Source organism: Gilliamella apis, assembly GCF_002142155.1.
Classification (GTDB): Bacteria; Pseudomonadota; Gammaproteobacteria; order Enterobacterales; family Orbaceae; genus Gilliamella; species Gilliamella apis.
The window spans coordinates 101,236-120,325 of sequence record NZ_NASD01000007.1 but is presented as its reverse complement, the minus strand read 5'-3'; the positions used below and the strand labels follow the sequence as shown (position 1 = coordinate 120,325).

Here is a 19,090-nt window from a genome sequence, read left to right as displayed (position 1 = left end):
TCTCTATAATTATCATTATTGCTTAATACATTTCTTTCAGAAACCTTATAAAAATCCCATACCTCTGTATTATCTGAGCTAGTAATACTTTCAGCATAACAAATTTTTAATAAAAAAGTAGTAAAGAATATCACAATAAAAAATAATCTATATATCCTCATTTTCTTTTTCCTTAATTAGGAGTATAAAAAAACTAGTGGGAAGCATCATAAATATTATTTAGAAAAAGATTATTTTCAGATCTTCTTCTGCTGGCATTTTCTATATCTAAAAACTCATGGGCTGCAGCTTGATAATTACCATCATTCAAGTTTTGAATTAATCTTGGTGCTTTATTAACTGTAAAAAAATTTTCTCCACAATTAAATAAAAGAGAAACTAGAGCATCAAATTCATGTTGATACAATTTAACTGTAACATTATCCTTTACACCTTTTTCATATATTGGTATTCGCCTTTCAAATAATTCATTTGCCTCTGGTTTCTTAATTCCATTTGCAAATTCAGCAGGTAAAGTAATATTTTTACATTTATCCCTAGCAATTAAATGGCCATAACCTATGGTACAAAAACCTTTAGAATCATTATATGCAAACTCCCTAAAACCTTCCCACTCCTTAATAAACTCTTTACCTTGTTCTGAAAGACTTAATTGTGCTAATTCAATCCGACTATCTTCTGTTACTTGTTTAACAGCACTAAATTTAAAGTCTTCTGTATGCAAATGACTATTATGCAAAGTACCGCCATTTACACAACCTGTTATGCCACTAAAGTGGGGCAACATTGAAGAACCTATACGGAATTTTTGGAAATGAAACTTAGATAATGCTCTAACAAAAGTTTTATCTTTATCCCAATTAGATAAACCATTTACGTTTTTAATATATTTATTATCTATACTTTCCCCATTTACATGTAAGGCACTTGGGAAACAAGAACCTTGCTCATAAGCACTGCCTGTTACAGTAATCTTTTCTTTAATATCAGCTAATGCTCCAATAAAACCTGCTAAAATACTAGGGTGTGTATACTTTCTATATGTTTCCTGTAGTTCATACTTTATAACCACATCTCCACTTGTATAATCTAAACTATCTGGCATTCTTACTAACTCAGTATATGCAGCTTGTTGTTGATATAAACGCCATATATTTCCTAATGTATCATGATGTCCATACTCAGCAATATCACCATTGACTAAGGTAAGCCTTTGATAAATGCTAACACCTGTCAATGGTTTTATCCATTCATGAATATTACCATTTGTATATCTAGCTCTATACTCAATAGAATCTTCATTAACTGCAGCTTTTGCTTCTAGAACAGTGCCATGATTTGGATAATTATAATTTCCACTAGCAGTTCCTAATTTTTTCTTTTTCGTTACATGCCATTCACAAGTACAAATATTATGTTCTTTATTATCTTTATCATGATAAATATATAGATATTTGCCTTTGTTGGCTGAACTAATAGAAGATGGAGTATGTTTCTCTATCCTACCATCATGATATATATGATAAGCTGTTATTCCATCTCCTTTTAAATACTCCACAAAAGCCACGGGATGGAAATGAAAAAGCATAGGCGGAATAGGTGGGGCTACTTGCTCTAAAAAGGTAAGGGTATTCATCCTTTGTGTTTCTTGTACTAACAACTTTTTAGCAGCTGCCTGTGCTTCCTCAGACGCTTGAGGATTGGTTAGTAACTGAGTAAACCTAGCTAGTAAAGGCTTTGTGTCTGTCTTCCATTCAGAAGGGTGAAAGGCTATGAGTTTTGACCATTGGTCTCTAATTTCTAAGTTTTGTAATGCTGCTTTTAGTTCACTCTGCTGTAATTTCCCATCGCCATCAGTATCTATTTTATTATAAATCTGTTGAAAAATAGGGGGCATTAGGTTGGGGTCTAAATAACCATCGGCGTTAGTATTAACTTCTTGAACCATTTGAAAGCCTAGTTTGGCCCACTCATGTTGGTCTATTTCTTCTAAGCCTTCCTTGGCTATATAGCCTGTATGTTTTTCTACGGCTATTTCATACCATTCTTTACCATTGAGTTGTTTTTTTGCTTTTAGGGTATCAATAGCTAGGTAGTGGTCTCTTGTAACGGTGTAATCAGGAATAGGGCTCGCTTGGGGGGCAGGTGTTGTTTGGACTGGTATAGCAGGCTCTGGTCTTTCTGCTGGAAGCAGGCCTAGTAGTTGGGTACCCTTAGCTATTTTGATGTATTTTTTCCCCGTTAATTTAAAGGGGTTGTTAAGTAAAAATTCTACTGTTTTCAAGTCAGGAGTAAAAATCTCAACGTGTACTTGTCTTTTTTTATTTATTTCACACATTTTGCTGGGTGTTTCATAGATACCTAGATAGCCAAGACCCTCTCCCGCTATGACTTCGACTTGGCAGGGGACAACGGTATCAAAAACGGTAGGTTCTACTTTTTCTCTAATGATTGAGTCTTTATCTACCGTTGTCCAGAACGTACCCGTAGGCTGTTCACCATTTCCTCGAAAGGTAAACGTGCCTATGGCAGTACATTCAGCCACTAACAGGTCTGGTTTGCCTGTTTGACTGATGATTTTTGTTTGTGTGCTATCGAAAGTAAATTGGTTGCCTTGGTTGATTTTACCTAGCTCTGCTTTTAATTCATTATTTCCGTAGGTTTTCCAGATGGTGATGCCATCTGCTTTTTTAACTTTGGCAGTTACTGTGCCTTGCCAATAGCTAGGACGTGTTTTTTCTTTAGGTGTTGGCTGTTTATTATCTTTAATAAAGCTTTTATTGCCTTGTTTGGTTGGAACCCAAACGGTATCGCCTGCTTTGGCTACTTGGGTAGTACCCTTGGTAACTGCACCTGAGATGATTTTGCCTTTTACATCGGTGAATTGTTTGTTACTACTTACTTTGCTTTCGAGTACTTCTAGTGTAGCTCCGTTTGATATAGTTCCTAGTAAGGTGCAGTTGGCCTCGTCTCTTTGTTTGTCCCTTACGTTAAGTCCTGTTGCATTGATGGTAATTGTTTCAGGCTTGGCTTCTTGTTGTTGATCTTTTTTAGGAGGTAGGTAGTCTTCATAAGCACAGAGGTGCATATAGAGGCTGTAGAAGTCTAAATTGAAGGTAGTGGGTGGTGGTTCTTGCTTGTTAGTATCGTCAGTTTGATTATTGTTTGTATCGGTTGGCGTTGTCTCTGAGGTTTGTGTATTGGTATTTTGAGTAGTCTGCTCGGCACTTTGTTGTGCAGTGGATGTTGCTGTTGAGCTGGCAGGCAGTTCAAAAAATGCTTTGCCATCATTATTAGCCACTGGTTTACCTTCTTTATCCAAGAGGGCTATGTAGTGTTCGTCAGTAGCTGCAGTTTTGCCTGTTTCTCTTACTTTGGCAAAGTAGTAGCCATCTTTAGGAGCATCACTGACACTAAGAATATCTAGTTTTGTCCCTACTGGGTAGGTTCCTATTTTAGCCCCTGTTGTTCCTTCTTCATTACGGTAGGTACGAGGGCTACTACCCTGTACAGTAATGTGCTGATCTTTTAGTTGTTCTGTTGTTTGTTGTACTTGTTGTTGTATCTCTTGTTGCTTTTCTTGTTCGGTTTTTTTTCTTTCGTAGGGAATGGTGTGTTTAATTAAGCAAAATCCTGAGCTGTATTGGTATCCACCTTTTTCTGGTGGTACAGCAATTACTTCGTCATCTTCGATTAGGAGATAGTCTTTGTTGATACGATAGGCTATTACTGTGCCTTTAGCAATGGCTTGAATAGGCGCATCGGTAATATGTTGTGCAAAGTGCTTACTTGTGAAATGGACTCCACCATGCCAGAATTGGTTGGCACTGAGTAGATAGTAGCCACTGTCTTCTTGGGATAGTTTTCCATACAGTTCTTCGGCAGTATATTCTTTACCTTCTGCTTGGACTACCGGAAATTTAAACTCCATCTTATTTTCCTTCTATATTGGTTCTTTTAAATTAGTTTATTAAGTTATTGGATATTTATGCTTTATTCAGAAAACAATACAAACCCTACCCAGTTACTGGGACTATCGGTTTCCTCTACTTGCTTCTCTTTGGTAAAAGGTAGTAAAGGACTCGCAGGCGTTCCTGCCATAGGAGCTCCCCCTGTAAACATAGGGGTAGTAAATATCCCCGCTGGATTTAAGATGATATGTTGTCCCCCAGCCTTTAGGGTTAAGGATAAACCTCCATCTATGACTATCTGTTGGTCTGCTTTAAGGTGAATTTCCATCCCTGCTTCTGTGGTTAGAATAGTACCTATAGAGGTATGTTCTGATTCTGCAACGGTTTTATAGTCATTTTGTAGTATTTGGGTTTTACGGTCTTTTACCGTGAGATGGTGTTCTTCACTTTGTTGTTTTTGGTATCTATTACCTACAATGGTTTCACTGTGTTCATTCTGTACCTGTAAATAGCTATTGTTTTTAACTTCAACGGTATGGTTGTTCTTTGTTAATTGGTCGAAGTCTTTTTGAGCCTGCACAAAGAGTTGTTCTTCGCCTGCTTTATCTTCAATTCTAAACTCATTAGAACCCACACCCCCTTTGCTTGAGCTGGTTTTAAACACAGTCTTAGTCTTATGGGCAGGTAGTTCATAAGGCACTTTGTTAATACCATTATGAAGTGCTCCTGTAATCATAGGATAATCAGGATCACCTTCTAAGAAGCTAACCATAACCTCCATACCCACTCTCGGTACTGCAATAGCACCATAGCCATTACCCGCCCAGTTGCTGGCAACTCTGACCCAGTCGGATGAATTTTCGTTGTATTGTCCCTCTCTATCCCAATGACACTGTATTTTTACCCGACCGTATTCATCACAGTAGATTTCTTCTCCTGCCGCACCTGTGACTATAGCCGTTTGAGTACCCAATACTTTAGGCTTGGGATGAAGGTGTTGGGGGCGGTAGGGAACATCTTTTGGGGAGAGAATGGACACATTTCGATAGCCTTGGTTGAAGTCTGCTAAGGGAAATTGCAGTTGTTCTGAATAAGGATAATCAAGGCATTTGTTTAGTTGACTGGCTGAGGAGGTAGTATTAGCAGTGGAGGTGTCTCCAAAGGCTTCTAGTACGCTGGGTTGTTTACCTGCATGGCGTATTTCTCTAATTAACCAAGGCTGTTCAGTATCAGGTAAAGGATGATTAGAAAGGGAAATAAACACCCCCGCATGTAACCCTATCACATCACTATCAGCTTCGGCTAATACTTGACTGGCTCTGAGTCGTTCTATTTCTATCAGGGATAGTCTATCACCTTCTTTTTTATTGAGATGCCTATTAGGGTAGTCGTAGCTTTCTAGTGAAGGTTCTGTGGCTTGGTTTTCTTTTTGACTCTGGGTTCCTTTGGCATTGCCTTCAGGGATTTTCATATTTTGAAAATTATAATTTCTAAAACTGGCTTCTGTGGTGCAACTAGATACACCAATATCAAAACGTCGAATAATGCGTTGGTCTGTATGCAGTCCTGTATCAGCTTGATACCTAATAGCTTCTGCTAAGCTAGCAAAGAAAGGATTAGCATCAGCAAAAGTTAATACATGTCGCTCTTTACTATGGGTAAAGAAATAAAACAAGCCTTCACTTTCGGCTAGATGATGAATAAAGTCATAATCCGATTGGTCATATTGGGTAGTATATTCCCTTATGGTATAAACACTACTATCTTTTAATTTAAAGGCAAAGTCTTGGCCTTCGGCTAGGCCATATTCTGATAGGATGGTGCTAATGATCTGTGGCACGGTTTTTGTTCTAAAGACGCGCTGATTGACTCTTTTTTTCAAGTGGGTCAAGGTTGGGGTTAGGATGACTTTGAAGGTGGCGTAGTGGTTGCCTACGGCGGCTCTTTTAACGGACTGCACTATTCCGTGAATACCTGTAGAACGCTCGCCATCAAAGGATAAGAAAGCAGGCTTTGAGAGTAGCTTGGTTATATCGTAACGTAGATGGTTACAAACAAGCGTGATTTCAACCGCATAATCACTAGAGATAGCTTCTAGCCCTTCAAAGGATAATACTTGCAGTTTAGCTGTACTATCTACTCCCTGTACATCAAAATAAAAGTGCGTATTATTAGCAGGTTCAAACATCCTATTAACCTCTATTATCTTTATTAAGTCATATCACAATCAAGTTACAAGCCGTTTGATTAAGCCATTTTTCCTTCTATATTGGTTCTTTTAAATTAGTTTATTAAGTTATTGGATATTTATGCTTTGAACAATTTATCACCCCCCAAAAATATTAACAAGCTTTTTGATTATTAGATAAAAATCTAATGCTTTCTATAACTGACTGTAATTGTTTAGGTTTGAGCAGCTACTTGCATAGTCCTCACGCGCACGCGCGCGTTTTTGCCTTAGATCAATAAAATAACGATTAACTAACTAGGAAAAGGGCAAGATCAAAAATAACCTAACACTATGCCTTAAATGACCAACGTTTATAAGGTTAGCTTTTAAACCTCGTTTGCTTTTTTAAGGTGTCAATTATTGTTGAAAAGTGCACCATCTAAGAACGATGTTTAAATCGATAAGAATCATTTCCCGTTTCAATAATGTCACAGTGATGTACCAAACGATCCAGTAGAGCATTTGTCATTTTTTCATCCGCAAATAAAGTAGCCCATTCCGAGAAGGCTAAGTTAGTGGTCATAATAATACTCACCTTCTCATGAAGTTGACTGATTAAGTGGAATAATAAGGAGCCTCCTTTTTGACTAAACGGCAAGTATCCCAATTTATCGAGGATGATAAGATCGTATTTAATCAGTTGGTTGGTCAATTTGTATTGCTTGGTTTCTTTATCAAGCTCTAATTTGTTAACTAAATCCAATACATTCCAGAAACGAACACGTTTACCACAAGAGGCGGCATTAATACCAATGGCTGTGGCTAGGTGTGTTTTTCCTGTTCCTGGGCCACCTACGAAGATAATATTACGTTGACTCTCAATAAACGTATTATCCATAAATAACTCGATAGCCGGTTTATTCAATGGACTTAGCTTAAAATCAAAGTCAGCTAAATTTTTAGATTGAGGGAATTTAGCCTGATTAATCCGATATTCAATCTGGCGTATCTGACGTTCTGTGAGTTCAAGCTTTAGTAGTCGATGCAAAATATCTAAGGTTGATCGCTTACGTTTAATGCCTTCTGTAACAATTTCATCAAAATGGGTACTGATAGCATTTAACTTAAGTTGATTAATAATAGCTAGACACTCAAGACGTGGCATGACTAACTCCTTTTAATAAACTGTTATAATGCTGGCAGTTGCTTTGTGGTGGATTGCTAAGGGGTATCTCTTTTGCTTTAAGTACAGGGATAGCAGGTTCTAGTAATCGACTAATAATATTTTGAACAGCTTCTACTGTGGGTATACCTTGTTCTAAAGCAATAGAAGCTGCCGTAATACCTACATCCTCTCCATGCTCATGGATCAACATAAGAAGCTCTACCATTGTTCGATCTCCTTTAGGCTTATCTTGTAAATAACGTTGTAATTGTTTTATTGGTTCTGGTAATGGCCAATCTTTAAAAGGCTCCCCATTACGCAATGCACCTGGTTTATAAAGAAGTGCTTTGAGATAATGCCAAGGATTATAAGTAGTTTTATTTTTGATAAAACTTCGCTTGTGAGAGGCTACGCAATCCTTTTGATAAATAATATGGATCTGCTCTGCTTGCACCTGCAAAGTAACCACTTTATTAGCTAAATGGCAAGGTACGCTATAACGATGATTTTCATAACAGACTAAGGATAAACGATTCACACGCATAGGTTTATCTTTATACCAAGGGTAAGGGGTAGTCGTTACTAATAGTGGTTGCTCTTTTTTTAAAGCTTGTGAAACGCTTATTGTTTTATTATCAGGATGTTTAAATTCATCCATCAGTAGTCGGCATCGTTCATGTAAATAACTGTTAAGTTCATCCATGCTAGCAAAAGATAACATAGGTTCAAAAATTCGTTTGCGAAGCGTTTTTACTTGACGCTCAACTTGTCCCTTCTCCCACCCTGAGGCAGGTGTACAAGCCACAGGCTCTATTAAAAAATAGTTCATCATGGCTAGAAACTGCTCATTAAACACTCTTTCTTTACCTATACCAATGGTCGTGACTGCTGTTTTCATGTTGTCATAAATACCACGCTTACATGTACCTCCTAAAAACTCAAAAGCACAGTTATGGGCATCAACCAGCATATCCATTCGCTGATTGGGATAGGCTTTGATAAAGAAAGCTCTACTGTGACAAAGTCTAAAATGAGCAACATTAATCTTTACCACTTCACCCGATAGTTTGATTGTCTCTATACTCCAATCAAATTGATAAGCATCGGCCTCTGGAAAATACTGAGGAATAAATACGTCTTGTCCTTTAGCTTCATATTGAGCTTTGAACTTCCTTACAAAGCAAGCAAGACTGTTGTATTGTCCTTGATAACCCTCACTACGTAATAGCTCAAATAAACGACGAACACTTAGTCTTTCATTTGCTCGCTTGGTTTGTTCTTGTGTCAAAAATGTTTCTAGGTAGGGAAGAAAGGAGCCTAGTTTGGGGTAATGATAAGATTCGCGTTGATAGGTGGGAGGGTTTAGGGTGGTTAGGTATTTTTTAACCGTTCTACGATTTAACCTTAATTGCCTAGCTATTTCTCGTACTGATAGCTTATCGTTATGGTACAGCCTTCTGATTTTTAATATTGTTTCCATGCATAGCATCCAAATTTTGCTCCGCTAAAGTCGGAGAGTTTAACAAACTACACAAGAATATAACTGGTGCATTTTTACACCATATTCTTATGTAAAACTGGTGCACTTTTACACAATATTTAACAGCTTAGAGTTTGTCTTTACCTTTGTTTTCGTTTTAGTACTCATTTTTACTTTTATTGATTTCATCCTATTTTCCCTTTTCCTAACTTGTTAGTTGCTACCGGTATTACTTACTACTCATAAAAAATAAATTATTAAAAACGATTACTACTACAATAAAACCCTCTCTGGTGTGTGCTACAAAATGACAAAGCCTCTGCTTTGTCGTTGACGATACCTATGCACCAGAGCGAAACGGTGTTGAGGTGTTGGGGTTTGGTGATGTACTCAGTACAGCCGCCTGTTATTAAAAAACAGGAAATCCCACTGGCGGTGACCAGCCGTCGGTATCGGTCAACATACTTCTAAAATAAAAGTCAACGATGACTTACGCGTCAATAGCGTAGTAAGGTGTTAACTAAGGTTAAAAAGACAAATGAGCAATCAATCTTTTTTCATTAAAAAAAGATTAACCACCCATTAAGATTGAGGATTATTAGCTTAAAAAGCTTAAAAAAAGGTGTGTCATTTATTCAATAAGCTTTAAATCGCTTGTCAGCAAAGACTTAGCTTGCGGTGTTTACGTAGCGTCACTTTCTCATGTTTCATGGTAAAGTGACGCTACGACCGTTTTTTGCTTGCAAAAAAATTGCCGTTAAGTAGCAATTTTATGTGTTAAGTGGATTGTCCATTGGCGTAAATTAACAATGGTTAACTTAGAGATGAAACGCTAACGTATGGTTTAAACGTTATCGATGTTATCGCGCAATAACCTAAAACGACGTTTCAGTGCTAAACACGTTGGATTGAATCAGGCGGCTTAAGCAAATAGGTAAACGAACTTGTCTTGCGTTAAGCAGTAGGTGTGAGTTATGTGATAGCTAGGTAAAGACCCATATAGCTAATAGAATAGGTATCTCAACTGACCAATCGGTGAGTGAGTGCAATGACATTGATTGACCGATAACGAATAAGTATTTATCGCCTCTTTTCATCAAGCCAATGTAAAATAATACAACCATGCCAATTAAGGCTAATTTTAAATCCGTGTATCCTTCACGGTGATATGGGTAACCACTGTAATCCCCCCAGCAGAACGGAATACTAAATGGGGTATTTTTCAACCTGTAGGTTCAAAGACCTACCGCCAACTTAAAGGTTGTGCCAGCCTGGGTCATGTTACTAACCACGTTAGCTAAACATGGCTTGATTATGGCGTGCCTTTTTAACAAAATCAACCTTTATTTTGGCTTCATGCGCCTGTTTGCAATGGATTAGGATAGGTCTATACACGTCAGTGGATGGCTATACGCTTCAATGGAATCAGTTAGCTTTTTTCTTTGTTATCATTAGCTATGAGAATTTATTCATTAATCCAACAATGCTTTTGCATTTTATTCAATTAATCATTTTGTTATTTAGCACTTATCTATTTATTTGCATCAATAATTGTTAATAAAATAATGAAACTATTTTTATACATATGAAACAAAACTAAGCCAACATCTAAAAAACCAGATTAACTTTGTTAAGTCTATATACTATCATTCATTCAAGCTGATATTCCGTTTGAGAGGCTATTAGCTTAGCTCCACAAGCTGTTTTCATGCCTTCAACGGCTGGGTATTTGCCATGAACAGAGGTAGACTCAACACCTTCAACGATAGGGAACGTTCCTTTGCATAACGGACATAACACCATATGAGATTTACAGGCGACAGGTTTATCATAAACCAAGTAATCCTCTATTCCCTCTATCACAGTACCGCCATGAGTTGTTTTGTCTCCTTTACGTATGACAGGTTTTAAAGCCATATGGAATACTCCTTTGTTAAAATATTTGATGCTTATATAAATACACCATAATTTTATATACCACAATATTTTTACTTGAAATAAAACTAATAGATGTTATATTAAAACTGTTGTTTATGTTGATAGAGGCTGTACGATGTAAACATATCATAATGTAATAGATTTTATAATCATGGAAAGACAGCTATGTTTAGTTCAGCCAATGAAACGCATTTTTACTTAGCAGTAGAGGGTTTAGAAAACTCCCCCCTACAAGTTCTAGCTTTTGATGGTATTGAAGGACTCAATGCTGAATATGTATTTGAGATTACGCTAGTCAGTGAGTACCTTCGATTTGACATCACCCAACTCCTCAGCAAACCTGCTTATTTGTCCTTTATCCATGATAAAACCCAAGGTGTACACGGTATTATTCATGAGGTGAAACGCAGCAATGTAGGAATTGATTACGCCGAATACAAAGTAGCCCTTGTTCCCCGCTTTACCCATTTACATAAACGCCGTAATCATCGAGCTTTTGTCGGTAAAACAGTACCAAAGATCATAAAAACTATTCTAGAAGAACATGGCATCTTAGAAACCAATGATTTTGAGTTCAAATTTAAAGACCCTAGTATTTATACGCCTCGCGAATTTTGTTGCCAATACAATGAGTCCGATGCCCACTATCTTTATCGACTCTGTGAAGAGTGTGGTATAGCTATTCATTATGAATTTACCCAAACCAGTCATAAAATGGTTTTTAGCGATGCTCAGCCATTCTTTAAAGATCTACCTAATCCTTTAACTTATCGTTCAAATACGGGCTTTGTGGCGGATGAACCTGTTTTAAAACGGTTTGATGTAGGGCTTGTTAGCAATCCACTAACGAGTTCTGAAAGAAACTACAACTTTAAAAACAAAAAAATACCCGAATCATCTTTTGATGGGATACAAAGTAGTAAGGCCAATCAAGCCTCAGAGCCAAATCTTGAACACTACCATTTTCCTGGTAGGCTTGACAATGAAGCGACTGCAAAGCAACAAGCGCAACTCTCCATTGAACGATTAAGAACCAACCAAATACTCGCAGAAGCTTATAGCGATATTCCAACGCTGCATGTTGGCCTATGTTTTACTGTAAAAGACTTCCCGGCATTAAATACGATGGCAGCTGATGAACTTTGGCTCATTAAACAAATTAAACACCAAGGCAGACAGCCCCAGGTACTTGAAGCATTAGGTAGTCAATCATCTGCAGATAGTAATTTTGAACTAACACTTCTCCCTAAATACTTTAAACAACCTATTGCTAACGAACTACAGTTCCCGTCAAAAAGTTTACAACAAGGCTATCGCAATTGCTTAATAGCGACACCTAAAAATATTGCTTATAGACCGCAACGACTACACTTCAAACACAAAGTTATCGGTACCCAAACAGCACTGATCACGGGGCCTGCTGGTGAGGAAATTTACTGTGATGAATACGGACGTGTCAAACTGCAATTTCATTGGGATCGTTTAGGCAACTATGATGAACATTCAAGTCATTGGGTACGGGTAGCTAATATTTGGGCTCACAACAAATACGGTGGTATTGAAATACCGCGTATTGGTATGGAAGTCATGGTCGATTTTATTGAAGGCGATATAGATAATCCAATTATACGCGGCGCGGTACACAATGGGGTTAACCAGATCCCTTATGACCTACCCGGCATCAAAACCCAGAGCACCCTAAAAAGTAAAGAATACAAAGGCCATGGTTATAACGAAGTCCTGTTGGATGATACAACAGGCGAAGTCAAAACACAAATTCATAGCACTCCTGGCACAAGTCAGCTAAATCTTGGATTTCTCACCCACCCGAGAAAATCAGATGGTGGAGGACAAGCTAGAGGCCATGGCTTTGAGCTAAGAACCGATGATTGGGGGGCTTTACGTGCTGGTAAAGGCATTTACCTAAGCGCGGATGAAAGAAACACCGCAAGCAGTACGCAACTGGATCTAGAAGAAGCCATTGATCAACTCAAATATGCCTTGCATATTGCCGAAGAACTGGCTAAATCAGCCCAAAAATCCGATGCGATTAAAGCCGATATTACCGACCAAAAAGAACAACTGCTCGAAGTTTATACTGACCTTAAAAAACCAGGCATACTAACCAGTGCCCCCGAAGGTATCGCCATGGTCACGCCAAAAAGCGCCCAAATAAGCGCTCAAGCTAACATAACCGTAACCTCAGGAGAAAATACTGACATCAGTGCAGTCAACGACTTTAGAGTAGCGGCGGGTGAATCTATTTCCCTTTATACCGTTAATAACGAAATGAAACTAGTAGCGAATAACGGGCAAGTGAAAGTCCAAGCTCAAGCCAATACCATGGAGCTTATTGCCGATAAAACCCTCTCGATTATCTCTACTGAAGCCAAAATCACAGCTGCTGCTGAAAAAGAAATCATGCTCACCTCAGGCGGTGCTTATATCAAAATAACTGGAGGTAATATCTTTTTACACGCGCCAGGGACTATTGAACATAAGGCAGCGGCTCATCCTCATTTGGGACCTGCGAGCACCAATTATTCCATGCCTAACTTTGTAAGAGCCCCTATCTGTATCGAGTGCTTAAAAACAGCAGCTGAAAATGCCGCTAATATGTTGGAGGCTTGATGATGGAAAAACAGCGCCTACCCAAGTTACCGATAAGTGAAAGTAAAAATGAAAAAAATACTAGCCTAAAACTTTACGCTATTATTGATTGTGCTCATTTTGATAAAGACTTTTATCAAAGCCTGATACAAAATCCTATGCTTACAGCCGAGTCATTATTTATGCGAACCCTTGATGAAGAATCGGCTGAAGCAGGGCCATTACTTATCAAACTAAATCCTGAGCAAGACCAAGACCTAATCGAAAAGCTCCAAGACATAGAACAAAAAAAGCCAGCGATAGTTTGGTTATGGAGTGACAAAAGCTTCTTAAAACTAGCTGATAACATTCTAAAACCGCTGCTCTATGGAGAGCTAGAGGATGGTCAGAAAATACTGATTCGCTACTATGACCCGAGATGTATCAAAGGCATATTAGAAGTACTCAAAGAAAATGAAGGCTCTGCCAAGAAACTAGCACATATCAAAGCGTGGGCGTTTAAATATAACGATGAATATAGTTATCTCGTTTAGGGATAAGGATATAGAAATGGCGATACAAATAACCAATGAGCAGCTAAAAAAACTTGATGAACAAGCATTTGAGTTATATGTAGGGGAACTTATTGAACATTGTGAGTTATGTTACCCAAAACGGGTTGATTATATTACCGTCAAAGAACTTAGAGTAATTTTAGCGAATGAAGTCAAGAAGATAAAACAACAAGGCATTAATCAAAGAGCATCAGTACGCTTTCAAATTGATTTAATGATTATTTTTGGTGTAGGTTTTAAAACAGACCCTCAATACGAATGGATTAACCAATGGCTAGTGCAAAATGCGCACTATAGTCAATTAGAACAAGCAGACTTTTTATTTGAGGACTGTGTGGATTATTTACAAGCAGTTTACGGCGAAAACAGCCGCAATAAGTATCTGGTGGACAGTAAATTGGAATGCTTTGATTTAACTCACTACAATCTGACTAAAGAAAATTTTGATAGAGACATTTTAGCTATTATACAAGATATTTATCCTAAAAAGGCAGAGTTAGCAGGTGATAAAGCGCTACAAAATCTTATTACTCAAGCTAAGCAAACAGCGTCTACACAATTTTCATGTACGTATATTGATCAATATGCCTATTTTATTATCGTGAGTTATTTATACGGACATCAATTTTATGATGACCCCTTCTTACCCAATCTAACATCCATCGAAAACAGCAATGACACAGAGTTTGATTATGCAAGTCATAACATAAACACAAAACAACACTATACTAATGCGATTGAGCATTGGGGTGTTTTAAAAAGTCTTTAAATATAAAAGGATATAAGTCAACGAAGGAAAGAATATGCCAAATGCCAACTTTTATAGAACAAGACCATCAAAAGTGAATCTACCCGAAGCAGAGGCAGGTCGTGCTGTCAACCAGTGTACTAAAAGCAGCGTCGTGGTTGAGTTTAGGCCGCTCAATAATTGGGATGGGGAATTTGGTTTTGATTGGCTGAGAGTCACCGAAGCAGAAGCTAGAGACATCGAACAATCTTACATCAGAAATGCTGATAATCCAACCGCCGCCTTTAAGCCTAATGATGTAACGTTTGGTTTAGTAGAGAGTGGATATGCTACACCAACAACCGATTTAGATGCTGATCCCGCACAAGCGCAAATAAAAACAGAGTATGCAGTACATCCTATTAGTGATAAAGGAAGAAATAGTAAAAGCAGGCATTTAACCTACTATGTGCCCTATTTAAATTTATATCCACAAACAGGATTAGCTCCCTTGCAAGCGTTAGCTGCTGGTCTGACTGAATATGCCGCCACAGAACCTCGTCCTTGTGAAGCGAAATTACGAATGATCGTGGATATTAAAGGCCAATCACCCGAAAGTATTGAGATTGAATTTAATAATAAAGACTTTGCTATTACCCTAAATATTGCTAATGCTGAGACTGAAATAGATGGTGATACAAGTTCATTAAAAATTCCCGTTCCTAAAAACTATACTCCTACACCTGACACTGCTGCCACTAGCCGTAAGTTAGTTGCGGGAGCCAGTGAGCTTATCGTTACAATAAGGTGTTTACGTAGTTTAACCAGTGATAAAGAGATCAATGTTTATGCTTATCATGAACAAGACGATACCGCAGCTAATAAAGACGCGAAAGATGATCTTAAAAAAAATAATGCATTACATAATAAAGCAAACCCTGGAACACCAAATGATCCAACAACCGTTATTTTAACAGAAAGAAAGTTAGCAGGTCAGTTGAAAGTTTTACAAAATGACGCACCCAAACAAAAAGAACTAAACGTCATTCTTATTAAAGTTAAAACAGAGGTTAATGTAGGTACTAGACAAACAGGATCTTATAATCCAGCAGAACTAAAAAAATTCAGTGATGTTTTACATCAGGCTCTCGTTCATCCTCGAATTATTACACAGTTAAATAATAGTGATATTATTTTAGATTTAACCAGTGATAATAATTTCAAAAAAAATTTACCCAATGCAGCAAGACCGCGTGGATTAAATAATGGCTACTATGTTTTACCCATTGGAAACATTAATAAAAATGAAGTGGGTTTTGGTGATTATATCTATAATCAATTTATTAATACGGAAATAAATACAGGCGGTACTATAACCAAACCTTATAAAAACTTGACAAGGGCTAACGGTTATTTTTTAGTTTTTATTTTTAAGGATAAAGGAAACGGCGATGGTAAATTGTTTGGCAATGTATTAAAGGATCGTACTGGCAATTTTGTAAAGAATGTGGTTTTATATCAGATACATGCAGGTGATACAGCGACTATTCCACATGAAGGATTACATGGGCTAACATTACGTCATACGCATCGTGATGAGCATCCATTAAAGTACCCTAACTGTAGATATATATTTCCTAACTCTCTTTTTTATGGGGCGGACTTAGCCACCTCGAATATTATGGGTTATAACACTAATGCAGAAGCTTATAGTACATGGCGATGGCAATGGGAGAAAATACAAGCTAATGTTTAAGAAACTACTAACAATCATTTTATGTTGCACTACTTATGCATGTTTATCGGTCAGCTACGTAAACAGTGCTCCAATACCGTCAAAGGGATCCCAAATGAACAAGCAAGAGATAAACCATTTTTTTGATATTAATAAATTTGAAAAAAATAGAAATGGTAGTGAATGGAATTTTACGATTTCCAATGGAACACAGGTTAGACAGATTAAAGAAAGTGATGGGTATACCGTTGAGATGAGACCTGTAAACTCCGCTTATGTTTATTCAAGTGGTTATAATAAAAAAGGTGAAATAACAATAACAGGTGTAAGATTTTATGGTAACGGCGTTAAAAAATGGATTTATTTTAATGATAAACAAGAAATTATTAAAGAAATTGATAATGACCAACCATACCCTTTTTCAATAGAGGCACTTGCCGAGTTATTAAAAGATAATTATGGCATAAACTTATACGACCCACGTCAAATACTGGTGATGCAGCGTTATATAGATACTACAAATACCCACAAACCTGTTTATGTCGTTTACGCTTTCCAGAAAAACTCAACGAATAAACTGGATGGTTTGTTAATTGATGGCGAAACAGGTAAGGTTCTTTTCCAAATGGAAAGCTATCTGCGTTCAGAAAGTAGTGTATACGATGAATACATTAAAACAACGGAAGAATATAAAGAGGGTCTTTACAAAATAGAAGATTAATAATTTGCACCTTTTCCAGATAGTTGCTATTTCGTTAGAAATGGCTTCTCTTAATTTAATACCCTTCCCTTTTTTATTCCTCTTATACTTTTTTCTTTTTATATCTTTTTCTTTTGTGCTTTTTAGGTGATTTGTGTTGATTAACCGCCATACCACTATTAAAATGGGTATCTAGTAAGAAGTGGTACATTTAAAATGGGTATCTAGTAAGAAGTGGTACATTAAAAGGTACATTCTTACTAGGTAGTATTTTTTAACTCATGAGATTTCAACGAGTTAGCACTAAAAACAAGAGAACGTTTCCCGCTCCAAATTCTTCAAAAATAAATAAATTCATTTAAATTCAAATAGTTAATCACGTAAATAAAGTTCTAAAATACGACTCGAATTCGGTTGTTTTTTGTTTGAATTATTACTTAATTAATTGATATTAATTGATTTATTTTTAAACCCCTTCCTTATTACCTTTTATAACCACTAATTATTTAGTCCAAAAATCAGTACATCTGGATTTAGGTAGTACATCGTTTTTTGTGCTATTTATGGCCTGATTTTTAAACCTATCGAATTTGACAGGTTTAAAATTATGTATTTCTTAATTTGCTTTTTTATCCATCAATATTATTGTAGATATATATTTTTCTTTGTCAGTTGCTAACAAGGAGCAATGATGCCATTAGTGGATAAAGTTGTGCATTTTGCAAGACCTGATAATAAACCTTATACGCTTTGTGATGGGAACGGCTTATCATTATTTGTCGCTTGTAACGGTCGACGAAGTTGGCATTTCCGTTTTTCTTGGCAAAAGAAGCAGTACCGGATCTCGTTAGGGGTGTTTCCTGAGGTGAGTCTGGAGGAAGCAAGAGCTTTGTGTCGAGACTCGAATGAGCTGCTTGGGAAAGGGATTGACCCTCGAGTTTATCGCCAACAAACTAATTCACCGGCTGCTGACAGTCGGCTATTTCGTGTGTTTGTTCGATCTTGGTTGGCATTCAAGTTGAAACGACTAGATTCAGTGTTTTCTCGGGAAAAGAAACATGTAGGTGGTCAAGTAACAGCTATCCAGATTGAACGTTCATTGAAAAGGGATATTTTACCGTTTTTGGGTGATCGAACATTAAGAGATATTTCTCGTGAAGATGTGTGGGCAATTCAGCAGCGTATTGAACAGCGAGGTACATTTGCTGTGGCTAAGAAGGTGCGGACTTGGCTTAAAGAGATGTTTGCTTATGCGGTGGCATTGGGTGAGTTAGAGTTGAATCCAGCCAGTTATTTGAATGAATTAGCATTACCTTGTTATGGCAAGCGGATGGTGAATCCTTTCTTATCTCTGGAGGAAATCCATGAGTTATTATCTTGTCTTGCCCGTTATAGAGGTAATTTGCAAACTAGATTAGCGATTCGCTTACTATTGTTGACGGGGGTTAGGTTAGCGCATTTGCGCTTTGCACAGGTGCAACATTTTGATTTCAAGCTGTCGGTTTGGCATGTTGATGTGTTTAGAGGTCGTAAGGTATTGGAGAATTCAGATAGGAGTCGTCTTATTTATCCTGCTTATGTTGTTCCTTTATCTTCCCAAGCATTAAGTATTGTGAAGAAGTTGTGTGAGTGTGCTTTTCCTGGTCAAAAGTATCTTTTGTGTCATCGTCTCGATCCCCAGCAAACAATTAGTGAAAATACATTGAATATGGCATTGAAGCGTTTAGGGATTAGTGGTCGTTTAACCAGTCATGGGATTAGAAAGATGCTTTTTGCGGCCTTTAAGGACTTGGGCTATGATGATGATTTGATTAATACACAGTTGTATCATTTTAGTTGTGAAGAGATCCGACGTACTTATAATCATGCGCTGTATATTGAGCAGCGTAGAACGATGATGCAGGAGTGGGCGGATTTATTGGATGCGTGGGAGAAAGAAGAACAATTTAAAGTAGTTTACTAAGAATTTTGGTTTATCTTAGCCAGAAGTCGAATTAATCCCTCAAAAATAACCATAATAATTAAAATATAATTCCATATGTTTTCTAAAATATTTACATTAAAAATCTTTCGACGATAACTAAATATTGAATATAGGAT

Annotated in this window: 11 protein-coding genes; 6 read left to right on the top strand and 5 right to left on the bottom strand. The window is 37.3% G+C overall.

Annotated elements, in window-relative coordinates:
- Positions 1-193: 193 nt before the first annotated feature.
- From B6C84_RS05185 to B6C84_RS05165, 5 genes are all read right to left on the bottom strand, one after another.
- Positions 194-3,931 carry a glycoside hydrolase family protein gene (locus B6C84_RS05185; RefSeq protein ID WP_217332126.1) on the bottom strand — a complete coding sequence of 1,246 codons (3,738 nt, stop codon included), beginning with the start codon at positions 3,929-3,931 and terminating at the stop codon, positions 194-196.
- 62 nt (positions 3,932-3,993) lie between these two features.
- Positions 3,994-6,099, bottom strand: a complete 2,106-nt coding sequence (locus B6C84_RS05180; RefSeq protein WP_086319996.1) for a type VI secretion system Vgr family protein — start codon at positions 6,097-6,099, stop codon at positions 3,994-3,996.
- 421 nt (positions 6,100-6,520) lie between these two features.
- Complete coding sequence (istB, locus tag B6C84_RS05175; RefSeq protein WP_086319995.1) at positions 6,521-7,246, bottom strand: IS21-like element helper ATPase IstB; 726 nt, start codon at positions 7,244-7,246, stop codon at positions 6,521-6,523.
- Positions 7,233-8,735, bottom strand: coding sequence for an IS21 family transposase (istA, locus tag B6C84_RS05170; protein WP_086319994.1), 1,503 nt, complete (start codon positions 8,733-8,735; stop codon positions 7,233-7,235). The genes istB and istA overlap by 14 nt, the downstream gene beginning before the upstream one ends.
- A gap of 1,641 nt (positions 8,736-10,376) precedes the next feature.
- The gene (locus tag B6C84_RS05165) at positions 10,377-10,643 is read right to left on the bottom strand and encodes a PAAR domain-containing protein (protein ID WP_086354230.1); all 267 of its coding nucleotides are present in this window, start codon (positions 10,641-10,643) and stop codon (positions 10,377-10,379) included.
- Positions 10,644-10,829: 186 nt separating this feature from the next.
- Between B6C84_RS05165 and B6C84_RS05160 the strand changes: the two genes are divergently transcribed.
- The 6 genes from B6C84_RS05160 (at position 10,830) to B6C84_RS05135 (ending at position 18,953) form a co-directional block, all read left to right on the top strand.
- Entirely contained in the window at positions 10,830-13,295 is a 2,466-nt protein-coding gene (locus B6C84_RS05160; protein ID WP_086354231.1) for a type VI secretion system Vgr family protein, read from the top strand.
- Positions 13,295-13,807, top strand: a complete 513-nt coding sequence (locus tag B6C84_RS05155) for a DUF4123 domain-containing protein (protein ID WP_086319900.1) — start codon at positions 13,295-13,297, stop codon at positions 13,805-13,807. The genes B6C84_RS05160 and B6C84_RS05155 overlap by 1 nt, the downstream gene beginning before the upstream one ends.
- A gap of 16 nt (positions 13,808-13,823) precedes the next feature.
- Positions 13,824-14,597: a hypothetical protein gene (locus B6C84_RS05150; RefSeq protein ID WP_086319901.1), complete on the top strand. Its 774-nt coding sequence runs from the start codon at positions 13,824-13,826 to the stop codon at positions 14,595-14,597.
- 34 nt (positions 14,598-14,631) lie between these two features.
- Positions 14,632-16,311, top strand: coding sequence for a hypothetical protein (locus B6C84_RS05145; protein ID WP_086319902.1), 1,680 nt, complete (start codon positions 14,632-14,634; stop codon positions 16,309-16,311).
- A gap of 94 nt (positions 16,312-16,405) precedes the next feature.
- Positions 16,406-17,011 (top strand): hypothetical protein, encoded by a 606-nt coding sequence (locus B6C84_RS05140; protein ID WP_086319903.1) that lies wholly within the window; start codon positions 16,406-16,408, stop codon positions 17,009-17,011.
- 667 nt (positions 17,012-17,678) lie between these two features.
- Positions 17,679-18,953 carry a tyrosine-type recombinase/integrase gene (locus tag B6C84_RS05135; RefSeq protein ID WP_086319904.1) on the top strand — a complete coding sequence of 425 codons (1,275 nt, stop codon included), beginning with the start codon at positions 17,679-17,681 and terminating at the stop codon, positions 18,951-18,953.
- Positions 18,954-19,090: the final 137 nt, after the last annotated feature.